We start from the raw sequence: 11,630 nt of genomic DNA on the forward strand, positions 1-11,630 counted from the left end.
GTCAAAATAGCACCTTCCAAGGCGCTATTTTGTTGTTCTACGAAACATATTTTTTCATCGTCAAAATGCTTATCATCATCCAGCTGTTTCAGATGACTGACCCATTAAAAAGAACTTAAACGCAGGAGTATCCGTCTCATCGTGATACCCATAGCCCAACGCATCAAGGTGACGCTTAAAACGCACTTTTGTTCCTGACAATTCAAATGCCGCTAACACCCGACCATAATCTGTACCATGATTGCGATAATGAAATAATGTAATATTCCAGTAAGTTCCCAACGTTTGCAGGAACTTCAGCAAGGCCCCCGGTGATTCAGGGAATTCAAAACTATACAAACGCTCACTCAATGGCTTAGATGGACGACCGCCGATCATATAGCGGACATGCAATTTCGCCATTTCATCATCTGAAAGATCTGCAACCTGATATCCTGCGGTACGCAATTCCTCGATGATTTCCCGTCTCTCCACTTCACCACGACTCAATCGGACACCAACGAAAAGACAAGCTTGTTCAGGATCCGCATCCGTATAGCGGTAATTAAACTCTGTTACCGCCCTATCGCCCAATTTCTGACAAAAACGCAGAAAACTCCCCTTTTGTTCAGGAATAGTCACGGCCAACAGCGCTTCCCGTTGCTCCCCCAATTCACAACGCTCAGAGACATAACGTAACCCGTGGAAATTTACGTTAGCACCAGAAAGAATGTGTGCCAACCGCTCACCTTTGATCTGATGCTGCTGAACATACTTTTTCAATCCAGCCAGTGCCAATGCTCCGGATGGTTCAGCAATCGCACGCACATCTTCAAATAGATCTTTTACCGCAGCACAAATGGCATCACTGTCCACCGTGATAACATCATCCACATATTGCTGACATAAACGAAAAGTTTCATCACCGATACGTTTAACAGCAACACCTTCAGCAAACAGGCCAACTCTTGGTAAATCTACCGGATGCCCAGCTGCCATCGCTGCTTTCAGGCAAGCTGAATCTTCCGCTTCCACCCCAATAATTTTAATTTCTGGCATCAGCTGCTTAATCAACACAGCAACTCCAGCAACCAAACCACCACCACCGACAGGCACAAAGATTCGATCCAGATGTACATCTTGTTGCAGAAGTTCCATCGCCAGTGTCGCCTGACCCGCGATGACATCGGGATGATCAAACGGCGGAACAAAGGTATAGCCTTCCTGCTGGGCCATTTCTATTGCTTTGGCTTTAGCTTCATCAAAATTGGCACCATATAGCAGAGCTTCTCCACCGAAACTACGGACTGCATCGACCTTGATATCCGCAGTGGCGACCGGCATAACAATCAGAGATTTAATTCCCAGTCGATTGGCAGAAAGCGCAACCCCCTGAGCATGGTTACCAGCTGATGCCGTAATCACCCCCCGGTTTTTTTGTTCCTCAGTCAAACCCGCAATCATAGTGTAAGCGCCACGGAGCTTGAAACTGTGAACAGGCTGCCGGTCTTCCCGTTTTACCAAAATAGTATTTCCCAAACGGGTAGAAATTTTCTTCATTTCCTGTAACGGCGTCACCTGAGCAACTTCATAGACAGGCGCGCTTAACGCCGCTTTCAGGTACTCTGCACCATTTGGTGCGGAAGTTAAGGGACGAAATGCAACCATGCAATTATCCCCCTAGCTTAGATTTATCGCGGACAGCCCCTTTATCCGCGCTGGTCGCCAATGAAGCATAAGCTCTCAGGGCAAAAGATACCTGGCGCTCGCGGGATTTCGGCGTCCACGCATTATCTTCGCGGGTAAGTTCCACCGTTTTACGGGCAGCAAGTGTCTTTTCATCCACATCAAGTTGGATTTTCCGCAGTGGAATATCAATATCAATGATATCGCCATCTTGGACCAAACCGATCAAACCACCATTAGCGGCTTCTGGCGAAACGTGGCCTATCGATAAACCAGAGGTACCACCGGAGAAACGGCCATCTGTAATCAATGCACAGCTTTTACCCAATCCCATAGATTTCAGATACGTCGTCGGATACAGCATCTCCTGCATTCCCGGCCCACCTTTTGGTCCTTCGTAACGAATGACGACCACATCACCAGCAACGACTCTGCCACCCAAGATTGCATCAACCGCATCTTCCTGACTTTCATAAACTTTAGCTGGCCCACGAAATGTCAAACTGTTCTCATCAACCCCTGCGGTTTTTACAATACAGCCATCTATAGCCAAATTGCCAAACAAAACTGCAAGGCCTCCATCCTGACTGTATGCATGTTTGAGGTCACGGATACAACCTTCTACACGGTCAATATCCAAAGAAGGCCAACGGCAATCCTGTGAAAATGCCTGAGTAGTACGGATACCCGCAGGGCCTGCTGAATACATTTTCTTTATCGATTCATCTACCGTCAGCATCACATCATATTGATCAAGCGTTTGTAGCAAATCCAACCCCAAAACATTTTTAACCTGACGATTCAACAGACCGGCTCTATCCAGCTCACCTAAAATACCCATCACACCACCAGCACGATGGACATCTTCCATATGATATTTTTGTGTGCTTGGGGCAACTTTACACAGATGAGGAATCTGACGAGACAGACGGTCAATATCCGCCATGGTGAAATCGACCTCGCCTTCCTGTGCCGCAGCCAGTAAGTGAAGTACAGTATTTGTTGAACCGCCCATAGCAATATCCAGCATCATCGCATTTTCAAATGCAGCTTTCGTTGCGATATTACGCGGCAGAGCACTATCATCATTTTGCTCATAGTAGCGCTTAGTCAACTCAACAATACGTTTTCCCGCGTTCAGAAACAGCACCTTACGATCCGCATGAGTCGCCAGTAATGAACCATTTCCTGGCTGAGACAGCCCCAGAGCTTCTGTCAAACAATTCATAGAGTTAGCAGTAAACATCCCGGAACAGGAACCACAGGTTGGGCAGGCTGAACGCTCAATCTGATAACTATCCTCGTCACTGACATTAGGGTTTGCGCCTTGAATCATGGCATCGATCAAATCTAATTTGATAATCTGATCCGACAATTTTGTTTTACCGGCTTCCATGGGACCACCGGAAACAAAAATTACAGGAATATTCAAGCGCAGGGCTGCCATCAGCATACCTGGTGTGATTTTGTCACAGTTAGAAATACACACCATGGCATCAGCACAGTGAGCATTCACCATATATTCGACAGAATCAGCGATCAATTCGCGTGATGGCAAAGAATAGAGCATACCGCCATGCCCCATTGCAATACCGTCATCCACCGCTATTGTATTGAACTCTTTCGCAACACCACCTGATGCTTCAATCTGCTCGGCAACCAATTTACCTAAATCCCGCAAATGAACATGCCCCGGAACAAATTGAGTAAATGAGTTAACTACCGCAATAATCGGTTTACCGAAATCCGCATCGGTCATCCCTGTCGCACGCCATAAAGCTCGGGCCCCTGCCATATTGCGGCCATGAGTCGTGGTGGCAGAACGGTACTTAGGCATTATTCTTCACTCCCGTGTTATCAAAACAGGCGGGGAACGAACCGCCCGTTAAATTATTTATAGTTTTATTAAGAATTTACTGGATCTAACCAGCCCCATTTATCTTCTGTTGTGCCATCAAACAAACCAAAGAATGCTTGCTGAATCTTCTTGGTAATGGGTCCACATTTACCAATACCAACCTGAATATCATCAACACTGCGAACAGGAGTGATTTCAGCCGCTGTACCAGACATAAAAACTTCATCCGCCAGATACAGAGATTCGCGTGACAATACCTGTTCACGAACTTCCAGCCCCAAATCTTTCGCTAGTTTGATAATGGCATCACGGGTAATTCCTGGTAATGAAGCTGAGGTCAAGGGTGGAGTGAACAATACCCCATCTTTTACTTCAAACAGATTTTCACCCGCGCCCTCAGAGATATAACCATAAACATCCAGAGCAATACCTTCCTGATATCCATGACGACGGGCCTCACTACCAACCAGAAGAGAAGACAGGTAGTTACCCCCCGCTTTAGCAGCTGTTGGTATTGTATTTGGCGCCGCTCGGTTCCATGAAGAAACCATGGCATCGATTCCTTGATCCAGTGCATCTTCTCCCAAATAAGCTCCCCATGGGAAAGCGGCAATAATGACATCAGTTTTATAACCGGCGGGTGGATTAACCCCCATTCCAACATCCCCAATAAACACCAGTGGACGTATATAAGCACTGACTAAATTATTTTTACGAAGAGTTGCCCGACATGCTTCCATCAATTCATCAACACTCTGACTCACTGGCATACGGTAAATCTTTGCAGAATCATGTAAACGCTGCATATGCTCACGATGGCGGAAAACGACTGGCCCTTTATAAGAGTCATAGCAGCGAACTCCCTCAAAAACCGACGTACCGTAATGCAAAGCATGTGACATTACGTGAACTTTAGCATCTGCCCAAGGAACCATCTCGCCATTGAACCAAATGTAATCGGATTGCTTCGTCATTCTCTTCTTCCTTTATTTCTACGTTATGCACGTATTAATTGTGATTTCGGTTGCAGAATCTTGACACCAGCGACATCCACTAATTTAGTTAATTGTGAAAACAACAAATTAACAGGTCTTTGGCTGGCAACAATTAATTCGATATTAACATTATAGCCATCCATTGTTTGATCCATATTCATCGAACATATCTCAAATCCACGATGACGCGTTACTCGTAAGATACGTTCTAATATTTCAGGGCAGGAACGAGCCTGGATTGCAAGTTGATGCTGCATCATAATGATTTCTCCAACATAGTTTCATTGCTTGCACCGGGAGGAACCAACGGCCAAACATTTTCTAATTCCTCAATTGATACCTGTAATAAATACGGTCCCTTACTATTGAATAACGCATCCAAAGCTTCATCAATCTGTGATTTATCAGTGATATGTTGCCCAGGAATATCAAAAGCCTTCGCTAATGCGACAAAATCAGGGTTATCCGTTAATGTTGTCTCGCTATATCGTTTATCAAAAAACAGCTCCTGCCATTGCCGCACCATTCCCAGCCGCTGGTTATCCAACAGTAAAATTTTTACTGGTAACTGTTTGCGTTTAATTGTCCCCAATTCCTGAACATTCATCATGAAAGAACCATCACCGGATACACAGATCACCATATCCTCTGGTCGGGCAATTTGAGCACCAATCGCAGCAGGGATACCAAATCCCATCGATCCCAGCCCACTGGATGTAATAAAATTTTCAGGCCCATCAAAAGTCATATGTTGAGCTGTCCACATCTGATGCTGTCCAACATCGGTGGTAACAACCGTGTTTAATGTTTTACGATCTGAAACCTGCTTCAATAACAAAGGTGCATAGATAGCCTCCCCCTGATGATCGTAGTACCAAGGATATTCAGCCTTCAGACGCTTAACTTCCTGCTGCCAGGACATAATTGATATTGGTTGCTGTAAACGAGGCAACAACGCTTTTAAATCCCCCAGCAATGACACATGAGCCTGACGTAATTTCCCCAGCTCTGCCGGATCGATATCCAGATGAATAACTTTTGCATTCGGCGCAAAGGTATTGAGTTTGCCAGTCACACGATCATCAAAACGGGCACCTGCGGCAATTAGCAAATCACATGACTGAACAGCAAAATTTGCAGCTTTCGTACCATGCATCCCAAGCATTCCCAGATAACATGGATGTTCAGTATCAGCAGCACCCAAACCTTTCAACGTGGAAACAACCGGCATACCTGTTTCCGCAACAAAATTACGCAAAACAGAAACTGACTGAGACATACCAACTCCGCCACCAACATACAGCACTGGCTTTGCCGCAGCCGCAATCATCTTCCGGGCTTGTTCTAATTCATTTTCAGTACAGGGTATATCTTGCTCAACAGGAACCAGATGTGGGGTTAAATTCCCCTCTTTCAGCTGAATATCTTTAGGAATATCAACCAAAACCGGGCCAGGTCGACCACTGGTTGCAATAGAAAAGGCTTCAGCCATAATTTGAGGTAAATTTTCCAGGGAGTCCACTAAGAAGCTGTGTTTGGTGCAAGCAAGGGAGAGACCTAAAACATCGACTTCCTGAAAGGCATCAGTTCCAATCAATTCAGAACTAACCTGACCAGTGATAGCGACAACAGGAATAGAATCTAACAACGCATCAGCCAATCCAGTGATTAAGTTTGTTGCCCCCGGCCCGGATGTGGCAATACAGACTCCCGGCTTACCGCTGGCTCTCGCATAACCAATTGCAGCCATAACAGCGCCCTGTTCATGCCGACAAAGTAAGTGCTCCACACCACCATCGTACAAAGCATCGTAAACCGGCATGATTGCACCACCAGGGTAGCCGAAAACCTGATCAATACCCTGCGTTCGTAATGCTTTTACAACCCACTGCGCCCCGTTCATTTTTCATATCCCCTGTGTTTACCCTGTGAGACAAAATTTTGTTCTGTTGTATGTTTTTGTCTCTGACTGATTTTTGCTTGCCGAAAAAAAACCCCCGCGCCTTTCGGTGCGGGGGTCTTCGAGAGATCTGGCTGTTCGTCTAAGCCTTTCTTCGTCCAAGTGCAGCCCCGCACGGTGGGATAATAATCACCACCACGCTGACGATAACTAGGCTAATCACTTGGACGAATATGTTCATAATCTTGACCGTTTTAACTCGTTTGTTTAATCTATATTTAAGAGTTATCACGTTCTTCATAGCTTGACAACTTTTATTTTGTTTTATTCTTCAGCATGAAAAAATATTGTTTATTTTCAATTAGATAATTACAAATTGGATTATTTTCCCATAAATGAATTAAATTTAGGTGATAAAATCCAGATTATTATATAAAAACAATATATCACATTAATAAATAACAAATAAAACAAACCATTCAGCTAAAACCAAATAAAGATCTTATTATTAATCACCTGGGTGACAACAATCCCAGTTAATAAATAAAGCAAAAATATATAAAACACTAATTTAACCCACTGTGAAAATATATAAAATCACTATAATGAGATATAAAATTTGAATCCAAAACAAATAAAAAACCAATATCAAAACAATAAAAAACCATCATGAAAATAATATGAAAAATAAATTTCATGATTAAACTTACGAATATAAAACAAATAAAATCAATTAACTTAAATAAAAACCATCTAATGAAAACCTAATAAAAAAATTCTTTTAGTCACCTCGTAAAATATTTCTTAGAGCCGTCTCGCAAAAAAATAATAAGACACTATTTATTATCTCAATTCAGCCCATCATATGCGTTTTCTTACTAAGGAGAATAGGATGGCCCTCGCTGTTATTTATACCAGAGCGACGATAGGTATTCATGCCCCCATTGTTACTGTTGAAGCGCATATTAGTAATGGCTTACCTGGATTAACTCTGGTTGGTTTGCCTGAAACAGCCGTAAAAGAAGCAAGAGATCGTGTCAGAAGCGCGTTGATCAACAGCGGGTTTACCTATCCGCCTAAAAGAATCACCGTCAATCTTGCACCCGCAGACCTTCCCAAAGAAGGTGGCCGTTATGATTTGCCGATTGCTATCGCTATTCTGGCAGCTTCAGAACAAATACCTGCCGATAAACTGAACCGTTATGAATTTCTTGGTGAACTCGCGCTATCCGGGAGCTTACGGAGAGTTAATGGCGCAATTCCAGCTGCACTAAGCGCGGGAGACGCAGGCAGGCAACTTATTCTATCGACAGAAAACGGAACAGAGCTGGCAATCTTATCTCAGGATGCAACGTTAATGGCAGAACACCTCTTGCATATCTGCCACTTTCTTCAAGGAGAAAAACAACTGCTGACAACAACAATCCAGCATGAATTTTCAACAGAACAATCACAACCGGATCTTCAGGATATTATTGGTCAGGAACAAGCAAAACGCACACTGGAAATCGCAGCAGCAGGCGGACATAATCTTTTACTACTTGGCCCACCTGGGACAGGAAAAACGATGCTGGCAAGCCGCCTATGCAGTTTATTACCGCCATTAACAAACAAAGAAGCCCTTGAGGTTGCCGCTATCAATAGCCTGGTAGATACCTACCTTCCACCGGAACAATGGCATACACGTCCATTCAGAGCGCCTCATCACAGCTCTTCAATGGCAGCGCTGGTTGGCGGTGGTGGACTTCCTAAACCCGGTGAAATATCACTTGCTCACAACGGTGTGCTGTTTCTGGATGAACTTCCTGAATTTGAACGCAGAGTCCTTGATGCCCTCAGAGAACCACTGGAGTCAGGGGAAATAATCATATCCAGAGCCAGGGCAAAAGTTTGTTTTCCTGCTCAGGTTCAATTAATAGCAGCAATGAATCCCAGCCCTACAGGCCATCATCAAGGAATTCATAATCGAAGTAATCCTCAGCAAATACTTCGATACCTGGCAAAACTTTCCGGGCCTTTTTTAGATCGCTTTGATCTCTCAATTGAAGTTCCTCTGTTACCCATTGGAACATTGAGTAGCCCAGTTAGATCAAGCGAAAGCAGCAAAAATGTAAAATTAAGAGTACTGACAGCGCGAGAAATACAATTGAAACGCTGTGGAAAAATTAATGCTCATATGAATAGTAAAGAGACAGAAACATTTTGTAAGCTCAAACTTAACGATGCTGTGTTTCTAGAAGAAACACTAACAAAGCTAGGGCTTTCCATCCGGGCATGGCATCGAATTCTGAGAACATCCCGAACACTCGCCGACTTAGAAGGAAAAAAAGAGATAGAAAAACCACATATTATGGAAGCCTTAAGCTACCGCAGTATGGACAGGCTATTAATACAGTTACAAAAACAATCAGGTTAAAAATGAAAAAAGGGGCAAAGCCCCTGTACTCATAACTTGTGATGATATTAATCATCAGTGTCGGTATAGTCATCAGAAGAATCAACCTGAGGCTTACCACCTGACAGGGTATGAAAACGTTTTGGACGACTAATCCTTGCCAAATATTTGGCCCATACTTTTTCTTCTATCGTCACAGGCTGACGTTCACCCCGGCAAACAGCAACAAACAGTTTTTCTATTTCTGTTTGAGGCTCACGTTTACCGAGATCTAACTCATTGAACGCATAACCATGACGCTCTAGCAATTGCGCCTCTTTAATGGTGAAATCGCCATGGCGGGAAAACCCGCGAGGATAATGTTTGTTATCAAAAAAACGATTAGTCGTGATGAAGCTTTCGGCCATCTGACACACTCCTAATTCTATTACTGTTACTATCATGCTAATTATGGCGCGGAGTATTAGATAGGCCTGGCATTCTGTAAAACAAAACATTTAAATCTTAACGATAAAAATTATTGGAGAAACATGTGGACACCGAATTACTGAAAACCTTTCTGGAGGTCAGTAAAACTCGTCACTTTGGTCGGGCAGCCGAATCACTATACCTGACACAGTCAGCAGTCAGCTTTCGCATACGCCAATTAGAAAACCAATTAGGTGCTAATCTTTTCACGCGTCATCGCAATAACATCCGTCTTACAGCCGCTGGCGAACGCCTTGTGCCGTATGCAGAATCACTGATGAATACCTGGCAATTGGCTAAAAAAGAGATAACACATGCATCTCAACATACTGAATTGACAATTGGCGCTACCGCATCATTATGGGAAGCATATTTAACCCCTTGGCTACAGGATTTCTATAAAAGACATCAGGAACTAAGATTAGAATCCCGGATTTCTACTCGGCAATCTCTTGTTAAACAACTTCATTCGCGTGAGTTAGATCTACTAATAACGACTGAACCACCTAAAATGGATGAATTCCAAAGCTTGTTATTAGGGAATATTTGCCTGAAATTATTAACGACGGAAGAAAATCTGCAATACCAAGTTGAAAACTACATCAAATTAGAATGGGGAGCTGATTTCCATCAACAAGAACAACGGATTTTAAAAAGTGAACAATTGCCCATCATCACAACCACTTCGGCACATATAGCTCGCCAGCTGCTCAACAGTGTCAGAGGAGCCGCCTTCCTACCAATACACTGGCAAAACGAATATTCAAAACTTGTCTCTTACCCAAATACTGAACTAATTGAACGCCCATTATACGCTATATGGCTACAGAACAACGATCAACAAGCATTGATTCAGCAGCTATTAAAAATACCTGTCATCAATACTTCTACAAGAGATTAAGAGACATTTTATGCAACTCATTCAATTAGTGGATCTATATTCTGCAAGATTTCCAGATAGGAGTGTTACACGGAAACAGAAAAGAAAATAGTAAGAGGGAACAAAATTTTAGATCACGCAGGAGGCGGGATTACTTTCGCCATCCTTCCACATATCCCCCTGTTTGCCAAATAATCTTCACTTACTACACACTACGTCATGGTTTAAGACTGTGACTTGAATCAGAAAACCCAGAACCACAGTGAAGAAGGGTAAGATGATTTTGAATAACTTACTAAACGAACCTACCCTCATCGTCTGGATACTCAATACTCTTACCTTGCCATTCGACTTAAGTAAATTTTATTTTAAACTTTAAACCGAACTTCATTTAATAAGAAAACTGTCACGATTAGAGTGCTCACTAAGACTTAATTGACGCAAATCCTTTAAACATGGCGGATTCGACTAATAAGTGCAATTTGTACACTAATAGCATCAGTAATAAGTTGAGAATAGATTCAGATGCATCAACCGACTAGCTTCTTCCTTATAATAAATATCCATAAATGGATCAAGAAAAATTTTTATTACTATGGGAGCGGATAAGACTGAAAAAATATTATCTAATTGAAACGATGTTTATTACGTTAAGAAATATTTCTCACATAGAATATTTAAACTGTTCAGTTTTCTATTAGAGGCGGTAGACGCATTGATCACCTACGCCTTCTAACCCCAAAAAGAGTCTGAATCTACATGCCGCTGAATTAATTCATGAAAAAGATGCTTGAACACTAAATATCAAAGACAATAAAGAATATGCTGTTATAGTTTACTCTTAGATACGAGTCCAACATTCAAGTCAAAATTAAGATAATAAACTAGCAATACCCTTTAATTGATCAGTCAAGAGATGACTCTCTGTATGTAAAAGTGACAATAAAGATATTAAGTTTAAATAGATTTTTATTAGTTAAATCAATATCTTATGTCTAGATAATATTTCCCTTGCCAAATACCACCCAGAAGACTTTCTCCTCTGAGTCACCCTTTAATTATCACGGTCAAAAAATAACATCTGCCAAGGTGATATGTATTCATTGTACACAGTACAAATAAGAAAAAACCCAGCTAAATAGCTGGGTTATCAATATTGCAAACTACCTTAGTTATTACTTAGTTTGTAACTGGCAGGGGCGGAGAGACTCGAACTCCCAACACCCGGTTTTGGAGACCGGTGCTCTACCAATTGAACTACGCCCCTAAATAAGGTGGCGGTGCGGACGGGGCTCGAACCCGCGACCCCCGGCGTGACAGGCCGGTATTCTAACCAACTGAACTACCGCACCACCGAATTTCTTGTCCTTTATGTCGTTACCACAACATAAAATTTCAATGCCAATCAGGGCAGTTTACGAATGGCCCTTCTGCCATTCGCCCTTCAGACCGCCGCTTTTCGCGACGTT

Annotated in this window: 9 protein-coding genes and 2 tRNA genes; 2 read left to right on the plus strand and 9 right to left on the minus strand. The window is 42.8% G+C overall.

Annotated elements, in window-relative coordinates:
* Positions 1–75: 75 nt before the first annotated feature.
* The 6 genes from ilvA to ilvL all read right to left on the minus strand — a co-directional run bounded on the left by ilvA (position 76) and on the right by ilvL (position 6,659).
* Positions 76–1,647, minus strand: coding sequence for a threonine ammonia-lyase, biosynthetic (gene ilvA, locus ACGF63_RS15440; protein ID WP_036844226.1), 1,572 nt, complete (start codon positions 1,645–1,647; stop codon positions 76–78).
* Between the two features lie 4 nt (positions 1,648–1,651).
* Positions 1,652–3,502 carry a dihydroxy-acid dehydratase gene (ilvD, locus tag ACGF63_RS15445; protein WP_387631841.1) on the minus strand — a complete coding sequence of 617 codons (1,851 nt, stop codon included), beginning with the start codon at positions 3,500–3,502 and terminating at the stop codon, positions 1,652–1,654.
* 68 nt (positions 3,503–3,570) lie between these two features.
* On the minus strand, positions 3,571–4,497 hold the full coding sequence (locus ACGF63_RS15450) for a branched-chain amino acid transaminase (RefSeq protein ID WP_166290501.1): 927 nt from the start codon (positions 4,495–4,497) through the stop codon (positions 3,571–3,573).
* A 23-nt stretch (positions 4,498–4,520) separates the two neighbouring features.
* Entirely contained in the window at positions 4,521–4,778 is a 258-nt protein-coding gene (ilvM, locus tag ACGF63_RS15455) for an acetolactate synthase 2 small subunit (RefSeq protein ID WP_152963461.1), read from the minus strand.
* Entirely contained in the window at positions 4,775–6,421 is a 1,647-nt protein-coding gene (gene ilvG, locus ACGF63_RS15460) for an acetolactate synthase 2 catalytic subunit (RefSeq protein ID WP_152963462.1), read from the minus strand. The genes ilvM and ilvG overlap by 4 nt, the downstream gene beginning before the upstream one ends.
* A 139-nt stretch (positions 6,422–6,560) precedes the next feature.
* The gene (gene ilvL, locus ACGF63_RS15465) at positions 6,561–6,659 is read right to left on the minus strand and encodes an ilv operon leader peptide (protein ID WP_036844375.1); all 99 of its coding nucleotides are present in this window, start codon (positions 6,657–6,659) and stop codon (positions 6,561–6,563) included.
* 651 nt (positions 6,660–7,310) lie between these two features.
* Between ilvL and ACGF63_RS15470 the strand changes: the two genes are divergently transcribed.
* A complete protein-coding gene (locus ACGF63_RS15470; RefSeq protein WP_152963463.1) occupies positions 7,311–8,834 on the plus strand; it encodes a YifB family Mg chelatase-like AAA ATPase in 1,524 nt (507 codons plus the stop codon).
* 47 nt (positions 8,835–8,881) lie between these two features.
* On the opposite strand, the gene ACGF63_RS15475 is transcribed toward ACGF63_RS15470, so the two are convergent.
* Positions 8,882–9,220, minus strand: a complete 339-nt coding sequence (locus tag ACGF63_RS15475; RefSeq protein ID WP_036844236.1) for a DUF413 domain-containing protein — start codon at positions 9,218–9,220, stop codon at positions 8,882–8,884.
* Between the two features lie 125 nt (positions 9,221–9,345).
* Between ACGF63_RS15475 and hdfR the strand changes: the two genes are divergently transcribed.
* Positions 9,346–10,182: an HTH-type transcriptional regulator HdfR gene (gene hdfR, locus ACGF63_RS15480; RefSeq protein WP_387631846.1), complete on the plus strand. Its 837-nt coding sequence runs from the start codon at positions 9,346–9,348 to the stop codon at positions 10,180–10,182.
* Positions 10,183–11,352: 1,170 nt separating this feature from the next.
* Here hdfR and ACGF63_RS15485 read toward each other — a convergent pair.
* Positions 11,353–11,428: transfer RNA gene (locus ACGF63_RS15485), tRNA-Trp, on the minus strand.
* Between the two features lie 8 nt (positions 11,429–11,436).
* Positions 11,437–11,513, minus strand: a tRNA-Asp gene (locus ACGF63_RS15490).
* Positions 11,514–11,630 lie beyond the last annotated feature (117 nt).

It is taken from the genome of Photorhabdus sp. RM322S, from assembly GCF_042879395.1.
GTDB lineage: Bacteria > Pseudomonadota > Gammaproteobacteria > Enterobacterales > Enterobacteriaceae > Photorhabdus > Photorhabdus khanii.